The organism is Amycolatopsis sp. cmx-4-83 (assembly GCF_046548815.1).
Taxonomy (GTDB): Bacteria; Actinomycetota; Actinomycetes; order Mycobacteriales; family Pseudonocardiaceae; genus Amycolatopsis; species Amycolatopsis pretoriensis_A.
This window is the reverse complement of the sequence record NZ_JAEBEF010000007.1, coordinates 220,181-237,895: the sequence shown is the minus strand read 5'-3', so window position 1 is coordinate 237,895 and position 17,715 is coordinate 220,181. Positions and strand designations below refer to the sequence as shown.

The 17,715-nt window shown below is 71.9% G+C and carries 17 protein-coding genes and 1 pseudogene; 9 read left to right on the top strand and 9 right to left on the bottom strand.

The annotated features are described in order from the left end of the window. Positions 1-11 precede the first annotated feature (11 nt). The 4 genes and pseudogenes from ACLJQM_RS22735 (at position 12) to ACLJQM_RS22720 (ending at position 3,276) form a co-directional block, all read left to right on the top strand. A complete protein-coding gene (locus tag ACLJQM_RS22735; RefSeq protein ID WP_360767069.1) occupies positions 12-800 on the top strand; it encodes a sporulation protein in 789 nt (262 codons plus the stop codon). Continuing rightward, positions 800-1,415: pseudogene (locus ACLJQM_RS22730) on the top strand (hypothetical protein). Before ACLJQM_RS22735 ends, ACLJQM_RS22730 begins: the two are co-directional and overlap by 1 nt. 9 nt (positions 1,416-1,424) lie before the next feature. Further along, positions 1,425-2,330, top strand: coding sequence for a pseudouridine-5'-phosphate glycosidase (locus tag ACLJQM_RS22725; protein ID WP_247011871.1), 906 nt, complete (start codon positions 1,425-1,427; stop codon positions 2,328-2,330). 73 nt (positions 2,331-2,403) lie between these two features. After that, positions 2,404-3,276: a carbohydrate kinase family protein gene (locus tag ACLJQM_RS22720; protein WP_360767060.1), complete on the top strand. Its 873-nt coding sequence runs from the start codon at positions 2,404-2,406 to the stop codon at positions 3,274-3,276. A gap of 115 nt (positions 3,277-3,391) precedes the next feature. Here the strand turns inward: ACLJQM_RS22720 and ACLJQM_RS22715 are convergent, their stop codons facing one another. Next, entirely contained in the window at positions 3,392-3,706 is a 315-nt protein-coding gene (locus tag ACLJQM_RS22715) for a DUF3099 domain-containing protein (protein ID WP_396126587.1), read from the bottom strand. Between the two features lie 38 nt (positions 3,707-3,744). Then, positions 3,745-5,010 carry an amidohydrolase gene (locus tag ACLJQM_RS22710; RefSeq protein ID WP_360767057.1) on the bottom strand — a complete coding sequence of 422 codons (1,266 nt, stop codon included), beginning with the start codon at positions 5,008-5,010 and terminating at the stop codon, positions 3,745-3,747. Positions 5,011-5,038: 28 nt separating this feature from the next. Between ACLJQM_RS22710 and ACLJQM_RS22705 the strand changes: the two genes are divergently transcribed. The 4 genes from ACLJQM_RS22705 (at position 5,039) to ACLJQM_RS22690 (ending at position 10,607) form a co-directional block, all read left to right on the top strand. Continuing rightward, positions 5,039-6,544, top strand: a complete 1,506-nt coding sequence (locus tag ACLJQM_RS22705) for a methyltransferase (RefSeq protein WP_410632692.1) — start codon at positions 5,039-5,041, stop codon at positions 6,542-6,544. Continuing rightward, entirely contained in the window at positions 6,541-6,966 is a 426-nt protein-coding gene (dtd, locus tag ACLJQM_RS22700; protein WP_247011881.1) for a D-aminoacyl-tRNA deacylase, read from the top strand. Before ACLJQM_RS22705 ends, dtd begins: the two co-directional genes overlap by 4 nt. 287 nt (positions 6,967-7,253) lie before the next feature. After that, a complete protein-coding gene (locus tag ACLJQM_RS22695) occupies positions 7,254-8,282 on the top strand; it encodes a sigma-70 family RNA polymerase sigma factor (protein ID WP_155542247.1) in 1,029 nt (342 codons plus the stop codon). A 672-nt stretch (positions 8,283-8,954) separates the two neighbouring features. Next, positions 8,955-10,607: a fumarate hydratase gene (locus ACLJQM_RS22690; RefSeq protein WP_410632691.1), complete on the top strand. Its 1,653-nt coding sequence runs from the start codon at positions 8,955-8,957 to the stop codon at positions 10,605-10,607. Positions 10,608-10,664: 57 nt separating this feature from the next. On the opposite strand, the gene ACLJQM_RS22685 is transcribed toward ACLJQM_RS22690, so the two are convergent. The 7 genes from ACLJQM_RS22685 to ACLJQM_RS22655 all read right to left on the bottom strand — a co-directional run bounded on the left by ACLJQM_RS22685 (position 10,665) and on the right by ACLJQM_RS22655 (position 16,569). Then, positions 10,665-11,345, bottom strand: coding sequence for a hypothetical protein (locus ACLJQM_RS22685; RefSeq protein WP_410632690.1), 681 nt, complete (start codon positions 11,343-11,345; stop codon positions 10,665-10,667). Positions 11,346-11,446: 101 nt separating this feature from the next. Further along, the gene (locus ACLJQM_RS22680) at positions 11,447-12,844 is read right to left on the bottom strand and encodes an MFS transporter (RefSeq protein ID WP_410632689.1); all 1,398 of its coding nucleotides are present in this window, start codon (positions 12,842-12,844) and stop codon (positions 11,447-11,449) included. Positions 12,845-12,910: 66 nt separating this feature from the next. Beyond that, positions 12,911-13,348 carry an SRPBCC family protein gene (locus ACLJQM_RS22675; RefSeq protein ID WP_360767040.1) on the bottom strand — a complete coding sequence of 146 codons (438 nt, stop codon included), beginning with the start codon at positions 13,346-13,348 and terminating at the stop codon, positions 12,911-12,913. Between the two features lie 23 nt (positions 13,349-13,371). Continuing rightward, positions 13,372-13,869 carry a hypothetical protein gene (locus ACLJQM_RS22670; RefSeq protein WP_315863292.1) on the bottom strand — a complete coding sequence of 166 codons (498 nt, stop codon included), beginning with the start codon at positions 13,867-13,869 and terminating at the stop codon, positions 13,372-13,374. Between the two features lie 966 nt (positions 13,870-14,835). Further along, positions 14,836-15,294: a hypothetical protein gene (locus ACLJQM_RS22665; protein WP_410632688.1), complete on the bottom strand. Its 459-nt coding sequence runs from the start codon at positions 15,292-15,294 to the stop codon at positions 14,836-14,838. A 60-nt stretch (positions 15,295-15,354) separates the two neighbouring features. Next, on the bottom strand, positions 15,355-15,735 hold the full coding sequence (locus ACLJQM_RS22660) for a DoxX family protein (RefSeq protein ID WP_410632687.1): 381 nt from the start codon (positions 15,733-15,735) through the stop codon (positions 15,355-15,357). A 57-nt stretch (positions 15,736-15,792) separates the two neighbouring features. Beyond that, the gene (locus tag ACLJQM_RS22655; protein WP_247011896.1) at positions 15,793-16,569 is read right to left on the bottom strand and encodes a GntR family transcriptional regulator; all 777 of its coding nucleotides are present in this window, start codon (positions 16,567-16,569) and stop codon (positions 15,793-15,795) included. A gap of 312 nt (positions 16,570-16,881) precedes the next feature. Between ACLJQM_RS22655 and ACLJQM_RS22650 the strand changes: the two genes are divergently transcribed. After that, positions 16,882-17,682: a S1 family peptidase gene (locus ACLJQM_RS22650; RefSeq protein WP_360767018.1), complete on the top strand. Its 801-nt coding sequence runs from the start codon at positions 16,882-16,884 to the stop codon at positions 17,680-17,682. The last annotated feature ends 33 nt before the right edge of the window (positions 17,683-17,715 follow it).

The window sequence follows — 17,715 nt, the reverse complement described above, 5'->3', positions numbered from 1 at the left end:
GGATCCACGGCATGTTCCAGAAGGTGCTCGCGACGTTCGGCTCCGGCGGGGCGCGGATCGACGCCCGGCTGCTCGAGGCGGCCGCTGCCCCCGGCCGTCCGCTGCACGGCGAGGTCCTGCTGCTCGGCGGCGAAGTCGACCAGGAGATCAAGGGCCTCTCGGTGACGCTGCTGGCGCGCGTCCAGGTGCCCGGCGAGGACAAGACCGAAGACCTCCCGTTCGGCACGCAGCAGCTGGCCGGGCGCGAAACCATCCGCGCCGGCCAGCAGGTCCGGGTGCCGTTCGAGGTGCCGCTGCCCTGGGAGACGCCGGTGACCAGCGTCTACGCCAAGCCGCTGACCGGGATGGCGGTCGGCGTCCGGGCCGAGCTCGACCTGGCCGCCGCGGTGAGCGACCCCTTCGACGCCGACGCCGTCGCGATCGAGCCGCTCCCGGCCCAGAAGCGGGTGCTCGACGCGCTCAGCCGGACCGGCTTCACCTTCCGCGAAGCGATCCTCGAACAGGGCCGCGTCGACGGCGCCCAGCAGCAGCTGCCGTTCTTCCAGGAGATCCGCTTCGCGCCCTCGCCGCGCTTCGCGAGCATCTTCTCGCAGGTCGCGGTCACCTTCCTGACCTCGGCCGAGCGCACCGACGTCGTCCTGGAGGTCACCAAGCGGGTCCGCGTGAGCAAGAGCGGCGGCTTCGGCGGGCGCGGGCAGGACTTCCTCGGGAAGTTCACCATGAAGCCGGACGTGAACTGGGAGAAGCAGCTCGAGGACTGGTTCGACCAGCTGGCCCGTCCCCGCGGGATCTTCGACTGATGGAGTGGCCCGACGCCGTCGAGGCGCTGGGCGGCGAGGCCGGGTCCTGGCCGCGGCTCGAAGCGCGCTACGCCGAGCCCCACCGCCGCTACCACACGCTCGAGCACGCGGCGGCCGTCGTCCGCGATTCCGCCTGGCTCGCCGGCGACCTCGGCGAGACCGAACGCGCGGTGCTCGCCGTCGCCGCCTGGGTGCACGACGTCGTGTACGACGCGAAGCCCGGCGAAGACGAACGGGCCAGCGCGGCCTGGGCCCGAGAAGCCCTCGAGGGAGCCGCCGAAGCCCACGTCGAGCGGGTCGAAGGCCTGATCCTCGCCACGATCACGCACGACGCGCCGCCGTCCGACCACCTCGCGACCGCCCTGCTCGACGCCGACCTCGGCATCCTCGGCGCGGCGCCCGACCGGTACGCCGTCTACGAAGAACGTGCGCGAGGAGTACGCGAAGTACCCCGACGACGTCTGGCGCGAAGGCCGCATCGCCGTCCTCGAAGGCATGCTGAGCCGCGAGCTGTACCGCAGCGGAACCGCGCGGGCACGCTGGGCGAGCACCGCGGAAAAGAACCTCGCGGCCGAGCTGACCCACTGGCGCGGCGAGCGGACCGATCACCGATGATGGTCTCTCGTGACCACCCCACTCCACCTGCACGAAGAGATCGCCTCGGCGCTGCGTGACGGGCACCCCGTCGTCGCGCTGGAGAGCACCATCCTGTCCCACGGCCTCCCCGCCGGCCGCAACCTCGACGTCGCCCGCCGCCTCGAGCGCGTGGTCCGCGACGGCGGGGCCGTCCCGGCCACGATCGCGGTGCTCGACGGCCGGGTCGTCGTCGGCCTCTCCCCCGCCGAGCTGGAGCGGGTCTGCGCGCCGGACGCCGGGCTGGACAAGCTGTCGCTGCGCGACCTCGGCCCCGCCGTCGGGCTCGGCCGCTCGGGCGCGACGACCGTGGCGAGCACGTCGGCGCTGGCCGCCGCCGCGGGGATCGGGATGTTCGCCACCGGCGGGCTCGGCGGCGTGCACGTCGGCGCCGCGCAGTCGTGGGACGTCTCGGCGGACCTCGGCGTGCTGGCGAAGGTGCCGACCGTGGTCGTCTGCTCCGGCGTGAAGTCGGTGCTCGACATCCCGGCGACCCTCGAGGTGCTGGAGACGAACTCGGTGCCGGTGCTGGGGTACCGCACCGACGACTTCCCGGCGTTCTACCTGCGCTCGTCCGGGCACGCGGTCGGCTGGCGGGTCGACGACCCGAAGCAGGCCGCCGCCGTGGTCGCCGCGCACCGCGCGTACGCGGGTTCCGGCGTGCTGCTGGCGAACCCCATCCCCGAAGCGTCCGAAATGGACAAGGCGCTGCACGACCGGCTGCTCGCCGAGGGCCTCGCGCTGGTCGCGGAGCGCGGCGTGCACGGCGCCGACGTCACGCCGGTGCTGCTGGAGCACTTCCACACCGCCAGCGGCGGCGTGAGCATCGACGCGAACGAAGCGCTGGTGCTCAACAACGCGAAGCTGGCCACCGAGGTCGCGGTGGCGCTCGCATGAGTGAGCCTGCGAACGAATCATTCAATACAGCGCTCGCCGTTCAGGCCGCACCGAGCGTCAGCGAGGGCGGCGCATGAGCGGCATCGTGGTGGTCGGCGACGCGGCCCTGGACGTGATCGCCCGGCACGACAAGCCGTTGCCGCACGGCGGCGACGCGCGCGCGAAGATCCGGTTCACCGGCGGCGGCTCGGGCGCGAACACCGCGCTGTGGCTACGTTCCCTCGGCGCGGAGACGACGCTGGTCGCGCGGATCGGGAACGACCCGGGCGGCCGGCTGATCCGCGCGGAGCTGGAAGCGGCGGGCGTGCGGTGCGCGTTCGCCGTCGACGACGACGCGCCGACGTGCTGCGTCGTGGTGATGGTCGACGCCGCCGGGCAGCGCAGCATGCTGGCCGACCGCGGCGCGAACCAGCGCTTCGCCCCCGAGGACGTCACGCCCGAGGCCCTGGCCGGCGCGAGCCACCTGCACCTGTCCGGGTACGTGCTGCTCGACCCGCCGTCCCGGGCGGCCGGGCTGGCGGCGCTGGCCGCCGCTCGCGAAGCCGGGTTGACCACCTCGGTCGATCCCCAGGCGGCCGCGCACATCACCGACCCGGCGGCCTTCCTCGACGACGTCCGCGGCGTCGACCTGCTGATGCCGAACACCGAGGAGCTGGTCGCGCTGACCGGCTCGGCGGACCCGGCGGCGGCGAAGGAGCTGCTGGACGCGGTCGGCGCGGTGGTCGTGACGGCCGGGCTGGACGGCGCCAGCTGGGTCGACGGGGGCGGCGTGACGAGCGTGCCCGCGGTCGAGGCCGAGTGCCTCGACTCGACCGGCGCGGGTGACGCGTTCGACGCCGGCGTGCTCACCGGCTGGCTGGCCGGTGAGTCCACTGTGGACGTGCTGCGGCACGGGACGCGGCTGGGCGCGCTGGCCGTCGGCAAGGTGGGCCCCCAGCCGGCCTAAGCCGGAACTTTCCTGGGGAAAGTGCGGCCCCGACCCGCCGGACACGCATCTTTCCCTGGGAAAGTGCCGCTTCAGCCCGGCCGGAAGCGCATCTTTCCCTACGAAAGTGACGCTCTCAGCCGTCGATGACGCGGTGGCTCGTGCCTTCGATCGCCTTCGGCTCCCGCTCGTAGCGGTTGACGTCCTCGGCCTTGCGGGGCGGGCGGTCGTTGGCGATGAGCACCGCGATCCACGGCAGCGGCACCGAGATCGCGAGGAACCCCAGTGCCAGCCACCACACGTGGTAGGTGAGCCCGGCCGCGATCAGGCACGGGATCCGGCACGCCATCATGATCACGTACTTGCGCTTGCGCGACGCGAGCTGTTCTTCGTACGACCTGGCCGCCCCGGTGATCAGCACCGGGTCCGAGCCGCTGGCGGGCGTGGTCACTGCACCACCTCCACGATCCATCGTCCCACCTGCGGCGCTCATGCGACACCTGGGTGGGACAACCGGCTCAACGCGGCGGCGACGAGCGTCTCGATCCCGGTGCGCAGGGTCGGGTGCAGCACCGGGGCGAACCGCGGCGAGTGGTTGGACGGGACGTCGCGCTCGAAGCGGCCCTCGGTCATCGCGGTGATCACCGTCTCCGGGTCGAACCCGCCGACCAGCCAGAACACCGAGGGTGCGCCGGCCGCGCGGCCGAACTCGCTGAAGTCCTCGCTGCCGGTGACCAGCGGGGCCGGCAGCACCACGTCGGCACCGAAGCGGGCGCGGAAGACCTCGGTGAGGGCGTCGTTGGCGGCCTCGTCGTTCTCGGTGATCGGGTAGGCGCCGGACCGCTCGACGGTGGGCGGCTTCGGCGCCCCCGCCGTGGCCGCCTCGCCGTTGACGATCCGCTCGACCGCGGCCAGCACCCGCTCGCGGACGGCCTGGTCGAAGGACCGGACGTTGACCTCCAGGACGGCGTCGTCGGCGATCACGTTGCTCGCGGTGCCCACGTGCAGCGAGCCGACGGTGACCACGGCGGAGTCGGTGGCGGCGATCTCGCGCGAGACGATCGTCTGCAGCTTGAGCACCACCGACGCGGCCAGCACGGCCGGGTCGACGGTCGTTTCCGGGCGCGAGCCGTGCCCGCCGCGGCCGTGCAGGGTGATGCGCAGCGTGTCGGTCGCGGCCATGATCACGCCGGGCCGGGTGAGCACCCAGCCCGCCGGGCCGGGCACCAGGTGCTGGCCGAACACGACGTCGGGCTTGCCCGCGATGTCGAACAGGCCGTCGGCCACCATCGCCGACGCGCCGCCCGCGCTCTCCTCGCCGGGCTGGAACACCACCAGCAGCGTGCCCGACCACGTGTCCCGCCCCTTGGCCAGCAGCGCGGCGGCCCCGGAGAGCCAGGTCGCGTGCATGTCGTGGCCGCACGCGTGCATGACCGGGACGTCCTTGCCGTGCTCGTCGGTGCCGCGGGCGGTGCTGGCGTAGGACAGCCCGGTCTTCTCCTCGACCGGCAGCGCGTCGATGTCGGCCCGCAGCTGCACGGTGGGCCCCTCGCCGTTGCGCAGCACGCCCAAAACCCCGGTCCCGGCGATGCCGGTGTGCACCTCGTAGCCGTCGCGCTCCAGCCGCCGGGCGAGCTCGGCCGCCGTCCGGGTCTCGGCGAAGGAGAGCTCGGGGTGGCGGTGCAGGTCGATGTACAGCGCTTCGAGCTCGGGAAGCGCCGCGTCGAGCGGGGCGAGGACGTGTTCAAGGGTCACGGGAGCCATCGTGGCAGCATTACCCACCGTGAGCACGCGAAGCGTACTGCCCGACCTGAACGACGACGTCTGCGCGCGGCTGCGCGAAGCCTTCCGCCGCACCGGCTACGACGCCGACGGCGTGGTGGCCGCCCTCGGCGGGGCCGCGCACGCCGCGCTGGGCCGCGGGGAGCCGGTGCCCGCCGAGCGCGCCAGCCGCGACGCCGGCGAACTCGGCACGCTGATCCGGCTGTTCCTGCTCGGCGGCACCGAGCCGGAGACCGCGGTCAAGGCCGCGTTCGCACCGCTGGCCCCCGAAGACGCCGTCGCCGCGGGGCTGCTGACCGCGGTCGCCGACGGGTACCGCGCCGGGCTCGACGTCCGCCCGCACGGCGATGAAGAGGGCTCCTGGTGGGTGGTCTCCGACCTCGACGCCGACGTCCTCGGCAGCACCGTGCCCGAGGACCACGTGCTCGGCGTCGGCCACGCGTCGCTGTCGCTGATCCGCGCGACCAGCCGCAACCCCGTCGGCACCCTGCTCGACCTCGGCACCGGCAACGGCGTGCAGGCGCTGCACGCGGCCCGGCACGCCCGGCGCGTCACCGCGACGGACGTCTCCGAGCGGGCGCTGGCGCTCGCCGCGGCGACGTTCCGGCTGAACGAGCTGGACGTCGAGCTGCTGCGCGGCGAGTGGTTCGCGCCGGTCGCGCGGCGGAAGTTCGACCAGGTCGTCTGCAATCCGCCGTTCGTGGTCGGCCCGGCGCGGGTGGACTACACCTACCGCGACTCGGGGCTGGCCGGCGACGACGCGAGCGCGCTGGTCGTGCGGCAGCTGCCGGGCTTCCTGAACGACGGCGGCGTCGGCCACCTGCTGGCTTCGTGGCTGCACACCGGCAAAGAGGACTGGGCCGACCGGGTGAGCCGCTGGCTGCCCGCCGAGACCGACGCGTGGTTCGTGCAGCGCGACGTCGCCGACCCGGCGCTCTACGTCGGCACCTGGCTGCGGGACGCGGGCCTCGACCCGCGCTCGCCGGAGGGCCGGGCGAAGGCGGCGGCCTGGCTCGACTGGTTCGCGGCGAACGACGTCCGCGGCATCGGGTTCGGCTTCGTCACTCTGCGGCGGGCGGCCGGGGTGAGCTCCCCCACGGTGGTCTGCGAGGACCTGCGGCAGGCCTACGACGACCCGCTGGGGCCGGAGGCCGCGGGCTGGCTGGACCGGGTGGAATGGCTGCGCGAATCGGGTGATTCATTACTTGATGTCCGTTTTGTGGTGCCCGACACGGTTTTGCTGGAAAGCGTCGAGAAACCCGGCGACGAAGGCTGGGCGACGTCGATCCGGCGCCTCCACCGCACCGACGGACCGGGCTGGCAGCACGAAGTCGACGAACTGGCGACGCGGCTCTTGGCGGGGTGCCGCGGCATGCTGCCGCTGGAGGACCTGATCGAGCTCCTCGCGGCCGCGCAAGGGCTCGAAGCTTCGGAGCTCGCGGCGGCCGCGTTGCCCGTCGTCCGCGAGCTCGTCCGGCACGGGATGCTCGTCCCGGCGGGGAAGTGAGGGCCGTCGCGGCCCGCGTGACCCGGGCCGACGTCACCGTCGAGGGCGAGGTCGTCGGCGCGATCGACGAGCCGGGTTTGCTGGTGCTGCTGGGAATCCACGTCGACGACGACGCGGCGAAGGCCGTGACCATGGCGCGGAAATTGCACGAGCTGCGCGTACTCCGTGACGAGGAATCATGCGCCACCGCGAATGCGCCGCTGCTCGTGGTGAGCCAGTTCACGCTCTACGGCGACACGAAGAAAGGGCGGCGGCCGTCGTGGACGCGGGCCGCCCGCCCGGAGGTCGCCGAACCGTTGGTGGACGCCGTCGTGGCCGAGCTGCGCGGCCGCGGCGCCACGGTAGCCACCGGGCGGTTCGGGGCGATGATGGCGGTCTCGAGCGTCAATGACGGGCCGTACACGGTTCTCGTAGAGGTCTAGACCACGTCGGGATGGTTCAGATCCTGACGTGATTCACATGGGATTCTCAGGTTTCCCGGTCACGGAACGTTCTCAGCAAAAGCTCAGCAATGGTCGAGCAACCGGAGCGCGCCGGCAGCCGTCTCCTTTTCAGCGAGCCGGGAACGTTTTGGATACCCGGAGCGTTGTGCCAGATGTCCAGCCAAGCCGGCCGGACCGGCGTACCGGGATCCACAGGCCCCGGTCCGCGGGGCCGAACCGGCGGGACCACCGCAGCAGCACGTTCAGCCCGTGACCGGGGAGGCAGAATGTCAGTCCAGACTCTCGAACGCGAGTCGCGCGGGATTCGCGAGCGTATCCCGGCTCAGGTGTCCGAGGAGCCGGTGAGCGTGGGGGCGCTCGCCGACGGCGACCTCGACGCCCCGAGCCCCGCCGCCGACCTCGTCCGCGTCTACCTGAACGGCATCGGCAAGACAGCCCTGCTCAGCGCAGCCGACGAAGTCGAGCTGGCCAAGCGCATCGAAGCCGGCGTCTTCGCCCAGCACATGCTGGACACCGGGGAGAACCTCACCCCGAAGCGCCGCAAGGAGCTTTCCGCCCTGGTGCGCGACGGTCACGTGGCGAAGAACCACCTCCTGGAGGCCAACCTCCGCCTGGTGGTCTCGCTCGCCAAGCGCTACACCGGCCGGGGGATGCCGCTGCTCGACCTGATCCAGGAGGGGAACCTGGGTCTGATCCGCGCGGTGGAGAAGTTCGACTACTCCAAGGGGTTCAAGTTCTCGACCTACGCCACCTGGTGGATCCGCCAGGCCATCACCAGGGGGATGGCCGACCAGGGACGCACGATCCGGCTCCCGGTCCACCTGGTGGAACAGGTGAACAAGCTGGCCCGCATCAAGCGCGACCTGCACCAGCAGCTCGGGCGCGACGCGACCCACGAGGAGCTGGCCGCCGAGTCGGGCATCCCGGCGCACAAGATCTCGGACCTGCTCGACCACTCGCGTGACCCGGTAAGCCTGGACATGCCGGTCGGCACCGAGGAAGACGCTCCGCTGGGCGACTTCATCGAGGACTCCGAGGCGACCGACGCCGAGAGCGCCGTCATCTCCAGCCTCCTGCAGGACGACCTGCGCCGGGTGCTCTCGACGCTGGACGACCGCGAGCAGCAGGTCATCCGCCTCCGCTACGGCCTCGACGACGGCCAGCCCCGCACGCTCGACCAGATCGGCAAGCACTTCGGGCTCTCTCGCGAGCGCGTCCGCCAGATCGAGCGCGAGGTCATGTCGAAGCTCCGCCAGGGCGAGCGCGCGGACCGGCTCCGCGCCTACGCCAGCTGACCCGACCGTCTCCAGGGCGGGCGCACTCCGTGCGCCCGCCCTCTTTTTTTTGGCGTGGGCCCAAGCCGACGACCAGGCATTCCGCGCGGCGCGAAAATTTTCCACGAAAACCGCGTTTTGCCTCCGACGAGCCTGGGTAGCAACCTTCCGCCGGCACCCGTTCGGCCGCGTTGACTTATGACTTCGGTCACGCCACATTCGTGGAGCGGCTTCGAGCACTGGCATCGGCCTCGCGACCGGGTGTGCACGCATCCGGGAGCTTCCCCCGGGAGGTCGGGTCCGTCGGGGTGGACCCGGCCTCCCGACCAGCTCCCGCAAACACACGCCGACGAAGCTCTCGCGAACGCACCGGGGCGGCACACGCGCACCCCCTCCAGCCAGACCTCCCCGCAACCCCGATCCGAAGCCAGAACATGGCCGGCAGCGCCGGGTCAAGGCACACTTTCCCGCCTTGACGCGGCACTGCCGGCCGTAGTCACAATCGGGCTTCGGGGTTGTGGGGGGACACCGAGCCCAGGGTTGCGGCAACCAAGCCCGGGGTTGGGAGAACACCGAGCCCCCAGCCGAACGCAAACCGCGTGGGGTGGCCCACAGTGACCGCAGGCCTTTTCGGCGTGCCCTCCCCCGCCGCATAAGCTGACCGGATCCCGGAGCTGGCAAAGGAGCCTGGCAGTGCCGTCCACCACGTTTCAGCACACCGAAGTCCTCCCGCTGGGCAAGGACACCACCACCGAATACCGGCTGGTCACCGACCAGGGCGTCGAGACCGTCGAAGCCGCCGGGCGGACCTTCCTCAAGATCGAGCCGGAAGCGCTCACCACCCTCGCGCGCACCGCCATCACCGACATCCAGCACCTGTTGCGCACGTCACACCTGAAGCAGCTGCGCGCCATCGTCGATGACCCCGAAGCCTCCGGGAACGACCGGTTCGTCGCCATGGACCTGCTGCGCAACGCCGCCATCTCGGCCGGTGGGGTGCTGCCCATGTGCCAGGACACCGGGACCGCCATCGTCGTCGGCAAGCGCGGTGAGGGCGTCCTGACCGGCGGGGACGACGAGCGCGCGCTCTCGCAGGGCATCTTCGACGCCTACCAGCAGCTCAACCTGCGCTACTCGCAGATGGCGCCGGTCACCTTCTGGGACGAGCGCAACACGGGCACCAACCTCCCCGCCCAGATCGAGCTCTACCACAAGGAGGGCGACGCCTCCTACGAGTTCCTCTTCATGGCCAAGGGCGGCGGCAGCGCCAACAAGACGTTCCTGTACCAGGAAACCAAGGCCGTCCTGAACCCGAAGCGGCTCGCCCGGTTCCTCGACGAGAAGCTGCGCAGCCTCGGCACCGCGGCCTGCCCGCCGTACCACCTCGCGATCGTCGTGGGCGGGATGTCGGCCGAGTTCAACCTCAAGGTCGCGAAGCTCGCCTCCGCGCGCTACCTCGACAACCTGCCGACCGAGGGCTCGGAGCTGGGGCACGCCTTCCGCGACCCGAGCCTGGAGCAGCAGGTCCTGGAGATGACCCGGCAGTTCGGCATCGGCGCGCAGTTCGGCGGCAAGTACTTCTGCCACGACGTCCGCGTCGTCCGGCTCCCCCGCCACGGCGCGTCCTGCCCCGTCGGCATCGCCGTCTCCTGCTCCGCCGACCGGCAGGCCAAGGCCAAGATCACCGCCGACGGCGTGTTCATCGAACAGCTCGAGCGCGACCCGGCGCAGTTCCTCCCCGAGGTCACCGAAGAGGACCTCTCCGACGACGTCGTGAGCGTCGACCTCAACCGGCCGATGGCCGAGATCCGCGCGCAGCTCTCGCAGCTGCCGGTCAAGACGCGGCTTTCGCTCACCGGGCCGCTGGTCGTCGCGCGCGACATCGCGCACGCCAAGATCGCCGAGCGCCTCGACGCCGGTGAGGGGATGCCGGACTACCTGAAGAACCACCCGGTCTACTACGCCGGCCCGGCGAAGACGCCCGAGGGCTACGCGTCCGGCTCGTTCGGGCCGACCACGGCCGGGCGGATGGACTCCTACGTCGAGCAGTTCCAGGCCGCCGGCGGCTCGCTCGTCATGCTGGCCAAGGGAAACCGCTCGAAGCAGGTGACGGCCGCGTGCCAGGCGCACGGCGGCTTCTACCTCGGCTCGATCGGCGGCCCGGCGGCGCGGCTCGCGCAGGACTGCATCAAGAAGGTCGACGTCCTCGAGTACGCCGAGCTCGGCATGGAAGCCGTGTGGAAGATCGAGGTCGAGGACTTCCCGGCGTTCATCGTCATCGACGACAAGGGCAACGACTTCTTCGCCAGCACCGGCGACCCGGTGCTGCAGATCAGCTTCCGTTAGCACGCAGGGGAAGGGGACACCGGCCCGCCGCCGGTGCCCCCTTTCTTCCCTGCTCCCTCAGCCGACGCGCTCGATCCGCGCGCGCCGGATGAGGAACTTTCCGGGCTCCCGAACCTGTTCGAAGGCCGCGTTGTTGAGCAGCGTGCAGCTGCCCGACACCGACGTGACTTCCACCGTGGTGGACTTCGAGTTGTCCAGGTTCGTCACCTTCAGCCGGGTCCCCGCCGGGAACTGGTTGCTCGACGCGGCCGGTGAGCCGCCTTCGCCCGAGAGCGTCACGGTCGACCCCGCGCACACGACGTCGCCGACGGCGCCGGTGTCCACTCCGGACTGGACCGGCGGCTGGTTCTGTTGCTGCGGCTCGCCTTGCTGCGCCGGGGCCTGCTGGGCCGGTGCTTGGGCAGCCGGGGCCTGCGCGCTTTGGCCGTTGCCCGCCACGACGTTCGCCGTGCACTCCGCGACCTGACGCCGCTGCTGGATCAGGTCGACCACCGCCTGCCGGTTGGCGATGCGCGCCGTCGACTGCGCGTCCGGGTTCGCCTGCTGGCCCGCGATGAAGTTCAGGTTGTTCTGCAGTGCGGTGTCGAGTCCTGCGCAGTTCTCCTTGGGAGCTTCGGCCGCGTTGCTCGCCGGGCTGCTCAGCGCGATCGCGGTCGCGGTGATGCCGGAAACGCCCAGCAACGCGGCCAGCCCGATGGTCGCCTGCTTGCGGTGCCGACCACTACTCAACCGGGGCATGCGCCCCTCCTCTCTGATCACCACCTCACTCTGGGACACGGCCCGACAACGAAGGCGGTTCACCGGATCCGCGAAATTTTCGACGGCTTCGACGGCGGAGTTCAGCCGACCGGTACGCCGTGGTCCGAACCATTGACGCGCGCGGCCGTGGCCAGCGCCCAGCGTCCGGTGGTGAGCAGGCCCAGCGCGAACACCAGCGCCCCGCAGACCGCGACGATCACCCAGGCCACCCGGTCCGCCGCGGGCGTCGCCGCCGCGACGACCGCGCCGATCACCGCCACGCCCAGGGAAGCCCCGACCTGGCGGCTCGTCGACGCCACCGCCGCCGCGAGACCCGCGCGCTCCCGCGGCATCCCCGACACCGCGGCGTTGGTGATCGGCGCGTTGAGCATGCCGAACCCGGCGCCGAAGCACACGTAACCCAGCACCAGCACCGGAATCGGCGTCGCCGGGCCGATCCCGGCGAGCACGAAACCGGACACGGCGATGCCGGCGCCGGCGACCAGCAGCGGCAGCCGCGGCCCGCGGGCGGCGACCACCCGGCCCGAGAGCGGCGCGCACACCGCCGTCACCGCGGCCATCGGCAACGTCAGCAAACCCGCGTGCAGCGCGGAAAACCCGCGGGTGTCCTGCAGGTACAGCGAGTTGAGGAAGAGGAACCCGGACAGCGCCGCGAAGCCGGTGACGGCGGTGAGCGTCGCGCCGGAGAACGGGACGCTGCGGAAGAACCTCAGTTCCAGCAACGGATCCGTGCGCCGCCGCTCGTACGGGAGCAGGACGGCCAGCGCGATCGCGGCCACGGCGAAGCACCCGATGATCTCCGGCGACGTCCAGCCCGCGCCGCGGCCTTCGATGATCGCGTAGGTGAGCGTGGCCAGCAGCACGATGACCAGCAGCTGCCCGACCGGGTCGAGCCGGCGCGGGTGCGGCGAACGGGATTCGGGCACGAAGAACGCCGTCAGCACGATCGCGGCGACGCCGACCGGGACGTTGATCCAGAAGATCGAGCGCCAGCCCGCCCAGCCGACGAGCGCGCCGCTGACCACCGGCCCGACCGCCATGCTCAGCCCGACCACCCCGGCCCACACGCCGATCGCGCGGGCGCGCTCGCGGGGTTCGGTGAAGACGTTGGTGACGATGGACAGCGCGACCGGGTTCAGCATCGACCCGCCGATGGCCTGCAGCGCGCGGAACGCGATCAGCGTCCCGACGTTGGGGGCGACGCCGCACAGCAGCGACCCGAGGCTGAACAGCGCGAGCCCGGTCTGGAACGTCCGGCGCCGCCCGATCCGGTCGGCGGTCGAGCCGGACAGCATGAGCAGGCTCGCCAGCACGAGCGTGTAGGCGTCGATCGTCCACTGCAGACTCGAGACGGACGCGCCCAGGTCTTCGCGGATCGCCGGCAGGGCGAGGTTCACGATCGTGTTGTCGAGCCCGACGATGAACAAGCTCAGGCAGCAGACGGCCAGGACGACCCGGGGCCGGACGGGCTGGGGCACCGCACCCTCGCAAGTAGTTGCACGGACAATATTAAGCACTGTACAACTAATTGGGTGCGGTCCTCGTCAGGCCGGGAACAGCTCCGTGAGCCGGGCGAGGGTCTTCTCGATGCCCTCGGCGTTCTTGCGCGGGAACGGGCTGAGCGTGATGGCCAGCGGGAACTTCGCCGTCGACCAGTCGAAGGTCTCGGTGACCTCGGTGCGGCCGCCGTCGAGGGGTTCGAGGCGCCAGCGCCAGCGGTGGCCGTTGAAGTGCCGCCACGCGATCAGGCGGCCCTCTTCGAACTCGACCACGGTGTTGAGGATCTTGTAGGACGGGCCCAGCTTCATGTCCATGCCGAACGTGGCGCCGAGCGAGAGCCGGTCCGGACCGCCCGGCTGGGCGGCCCGGACCGTGCCGGATCCGTCGATGAGCGGGTGCTGGGCCGGATCGGCCAGGAGCCCGAAGATCTTCTCCGGGGTCGTGGCGACGATCGCGGTGCGTGAGACCTGGCGGCTTCCCATCACCCGAGCCTAGGCCAGGGTGATCACTTCGGCGGCGTGGTCTTCAGCACCACGGTGCGCTGGTCCAGCGGCGCGGCCAGCGCGACCGAGATCACCGGGTACCGGATGTCCATCGTGCACATCTGGCCGGTCTGGGCCTTGGTCTCGCTGAGGTTGACGACGACGTGGTCGCCCCCCTGCTCGGTCGCCTCGCCGAGGGCGTGCCCGCACCCGCCCTCCTGGGCGCGGATGTTGAGCACGGTGCCCCCGTTGGCCGTCCACACCTCGTGCGGGAAGCCACTGGGCAAGGCGGTCGCATCGACCTTGGCCGGCGGCACCGGCGTACTGCCTTCGGGCACGGTGAGCCGCGGCTTGCCCGGCGGATTGGCCGACGGCGTCCCGGGCAGCACCGACTCACTGGGCGACGTCGAAACGCTCCCGGTCGGCGCGGCGGAATCACCCCCGGCAGCGGGCTGGCTGGTGGGCATGTCCTGGCCGGCGCAGGCCGTCGCCATCAGCAGGAACGCGCCTGTCCCGACCACCTTCGCTAAGTACCTCATGCCCCCGAAGACGGAATGGGTGAGGTGCGGGGTTGCACGGAAGATCGATCCGCTTGGGTTCCGCGGCGAGCGTCCCGATGTGGCGTTCGGTGCATCCAGCGCACCCGATGTGGCGTTCGGTGCGCTGGACGCAACCAACGCCACATCGGGACGCTTGGGCGGAGCCGGGCGCGGGCCGGGGCGGCGGGGTCGGAGCGGCGGGCACTGCACGGCCGGGCCTCAGGCTGGGGCGAAGGTGGGATCGGCTTTGGCGGGACCAGGCGGCGCCAACCTGGCGAGCCCGGCGCAGCCGGGTCGGGGCCTCGGGCGGGGCGGGATCCGGGACCGCCCCGCCGGGTGGGCTCGCCCGGCGAGGCGGAGCGGGATCGGGTCGGACCTGGCAGGACGGGCGAGTCCGGCCTGCCAGAGGCGGGTCCGGGGCGAGCTGGGCCGGTCGGGCTTGGGGCGGGGCGAGGCGCGATCGGTCGGGCGTGGCCGGCCGGGTGAGCTCGACGCGACCAGCGAGCGGGTCGGGGGCGGGCCGAGCTGGAGTCTGGAGGCGGCCGAGCTGCGGGTCCGGGGGCGGCCGAGCTGGGGTGGGGGCGGGCTTGGCGCGGGGCGGGGCGGGGCAGGGCGGGCTTGGCGCGGGGCGGGGCGGGGGCGGGCCGAGCTGGGGTCGAGGCGGCCTTGGCGCGGGTGAGGTGGGGCGGGCTTGGCGCGGGCGAGGCGAGCCAGGGCGGGGCGGGGCGGGGCGGGCGGAGCTTTCACGTGAAAGTGCGCCGTCGGAGCTCCCGCGCGTGGTCTGGGAGGGCAGGCCCCGGGCCTCCTGGGGGGGCGCCCTCCCAGCGTTCGGGGCGGGGAGAGGCGGCACTTTCACGTGAAAGTGCGCCCGTCGGAGCTTCCGGGCGTGGTCTGGGAGGGCAGGCCCCGGGCTTCCCGAGGGGCGCCCTCCCAGCGTCCTGCGCGGGGTCAGCCCTGGTGGAGCACCACCGTCCGGGTGCCGAGCGGCTCGGTCAGTGCCAGCGGGACCGTGATCTCGCGGATGTAGTCCGGGCACATCTGGCCCTTCTTCGCCGCGCTGACCGCGATCAGCACCACCACCTGCTGCGCGGTCTGGTCACCGACGCGCGCCGAGATGTGGCGGCAGCCGCCCTCCTCTGCCTGCAGGATCAGCGTCTTGCCGTCGAGGCTGCGGGTCAGGCTGCGGGGGTAGCCTTCCGGCAGGGAACGGGCGTCGACCTGGGACTCCGCTATCACGTCGTCGCCCGGGGCGATGCCCTGTGTCGGGCGGCCGACTGTCTGGGACGGAGGCGGCGGAGCCGGCACAGAAGACGACGAAGGCGAAGACGACGTCGCGCCGGAGTCCGAACGGGCTCCGCACGCGGTCAGCGTCAGGAGCAGCAGGACCGTACCCAGCAGTGTGCGCATACCTGCCAGACGGACCGGACCCCGAAACGGTTGCATCCACCGGTGCGCCGATCGCCGCCTTCACAGCCGGCCGGCCGCCACGAAGACGCAGAGCGCGAGGATCAGGGTGTTGACGCCGACGTTCCGCCATTCCGCCGGCCGGTGCCCCGCGATCGCCAGGCGACCGTGCATCGCCATGGCGCCCACCATGACCACGGCCAGCCCGACGGCCGCCCAGCCGGTCAGCGCCGGCGCGATGCCCAGCAGCACCGGCAGGATCAGGCCCGCCACCGCGAACAGCTCGCAGATCGCGGTGAACCGGACCACGGGCAGCGGGTAGGCGGCCGCGCCGGTCTGGCCGGTTTCCAGCATCCGCTCCCGTGACATGGTCGACTTGAGCGCGCCCGAGACGGCGAAGATCGCGGCCAGCAGTACCTGGCCGGTCCACAGTGCGACGGTCATCGTGTCCTCCCCGTGGGTGTCACCGAAGGGACGGGGCGGCCGGGCGGAACGTGACAGTCAGTCCGTGCGGCCCAGGCGGGTCGAGAAGCTCAGCCGGTCACCGCGGTACAGCGAGCGCACGCGCTCGAACGGCACCCCGTCCGGCCCCCACGAAACGCGGTGCAGCAGCAGCATCGGCAGGGCCGGGTTGGTCCCGATCAGCAGCGCTTCCCGCGGGGTCGCCAGCACGGTCTCGACCCGCTCCTCGGCGCCGTCGAACACGACCCCGAGCCGCTCGCTCAGGCACGCGTACAGCGACTGCTCCGGGTCGAAGACGTCCAGCAGGTCCGGGAACCGCTCGACGAGGAGATATGTCGACTCCAGCCCGACGCGTTCCTCGTCGGCCAGCAGCACCCGCTCGAGGTGGAACACTTCGGCGTCCGACGTCACCTGCAGGTCGGCGGCGAGCGCGCTGCCGGCCAGGCGCCTCTCCAGCGTGATGACGTTGCGGCCCGGCCGGATGCCCTGGCGCCGCAGCCCTTCGGTGTAGCTGACCAGGGCCAGCGGCTGGACGAGCTTCGGGCCGGCGACGTACGTGCCGCTCCCCTGGCGGCGGCTGAGCTTGCCTTCGAGGACCAGTTCGCTCACCGCCTGGCGCACGGTCGCCCGGGACACCTCGAACCGTTCGCACAATTCCCGTTCGGTGGGCAGCACCGCGCCTTCGCCGAGTTCCGCGATCACCGCCAGCAGTTCGACTTTCACCGCGTAGTAGCGCGGGACGCGGCCGTGCGCGGGAATCCCGTCGAGCACGGGACCGTCGGCGGACAGGCGGGAATGGCGCGAAGGGGCGGGCACGGAATCGACCCTATTCGGTTCCCCGCGCCCGGTGGTTCGCTGTGGCACGCAACACGGCCGTTACCCGGAGGATCACCCGGATGCGTTCGGCGCGATTTCCGCCGGTCCGGCGTTCACGGACGGGAAACAGCCGGTGAATTCCGGGGGCGCCGCGCCCGGAACCGGACGCCGGGTACGCCGCCGGTGAGAAATCACCCAACCGCCCGAAAGATCCGAAGAAAGTCGGTTGTCCCGGTCTGTGACCACCTGGTGTAGTCATGGGGCCGCTCTCGAGCTCGGCTTCCACAGTGGACACTGGAAGGACTGATCCCCTTGGCTCCCAAGCGCTGGTTCACCCTGCTCAGAAACGTCACCACCGCGGTGGCCGCGGTCGCCGCGGCGGCTTCGTTCGCCACCCCGGCGATCGCCGCCCAGCCGCCGTCCACCGACGTCGTCGGCGGGACACGGGCCGCACAGGGCGAGTTCCCGTTCATGGTCCGGCTTTCCATGGGCTGCGGCGGGGCGCTGTACACCAACCAGATCGTGCTGACCGCCGCCCACTGCGTCAGCCGGACGGGGTCGAACACCTCGATCACGGCGACCGTCGGCGTCGTCGACCTGCAGAGCACGAGCGCCAAGAAGATCAAGTCGACCTACGTCTACCAGTCGCCCACCTACGGCACCTCGACCGGTGGCGACTGGGCGCTGATCAAGCTCGCGAGCCCGGTCACCGGCCTCTCGACGCTGCCGATCGCGACGACGTCGACCTACAACACCGGCACGTTCACCGTGGCCGGCTGGGGCGCGGCGACCGAGGGCGGCTCGCAGCAGCGGTACCTGCTGAAGGCGACCGTCCCGTTCGTTTCCGACTCCACCTGCCAGGCCCAGGGCGGCAGCTACCCCGACCTGATCCCGAGCGCGGAGATCTGCGCCGGCAACCTGACCGCGGGCGGGGTCGACACCTGCCAGGGCGACTCGGGCGGCCCGATGTTCCGCCGGGACAACAACAACGCCTGGATCCAGGTCGGCATCGTGTCCTGGGGTGACGGCTGCGCCCGGCCGCACGCCCCCGGCGTCTACACCGAGGTGAGCACGTTCGCGTCGAAGATCGCCGCGGCCGCCGCTTCGCTGTAACCGCTTCCGCGCGACGAGGGGGCCCGCCGCGGC

What these genes read in the sequence shown, in the direction of transcription:
- ACLJQM_RS22720 (WP_360767060.1), top strand. Translation starts at nt 2,404, where the DNA reads ATGAGCGGCATCGTGGTGGTCGGCGACGCGGCCCTGGACGTGATCGCC.
- ACLJQM_RS22665 (WP_410632688.1), bottom strand. Translation starts at nt 15,294, where the DNA reads ATGCGCACACTGCTGGGTACGGTCCTGCTGCTCCTGACGCTGACCGCG.
- ACLJQM_RS22685 (WP_410632690.1), bottom strand. Translation starts at nt 11,345, where the DNA reads ATGCCCCGGTTGAGTAGTGGTCGGCACCGCAAGCAGGCGACCATCGGG.
- ACLJQM_RS22660 (WP_410632687.1), bottom strand. Translation starts at nt 15,735, where the DNA reads ATGACCGTCGCACTGTGGACCGGCCAGGTACTGCTGGCCGCGATCTTC.
- ACLJQM_RS22675 (WP_360767040.1), bottom strand. Translation starts at nt 13,348, where the DNA reads ATGGGAAGCCGCCAGGTCTCACGCACCGCGATCGTCGCCACGACCCCG.
- ACLJQM_RS22695 (WP_155542247.1), top strand. Translation starts at nt 7,254, where the DNA reads ATGTCAGTCCAGACTCTCGAACGCGAGTCGCGCGGGATTCGCGAGCGT.
- ACLJQM_RS22735 (WP_360767069.1), top strand. Translation starts at nt 12, where the DNA reads ATGTTCCAGAAGGTGCTCGCGACGTTCGGCTCCGGCGGGGCGCGGATC.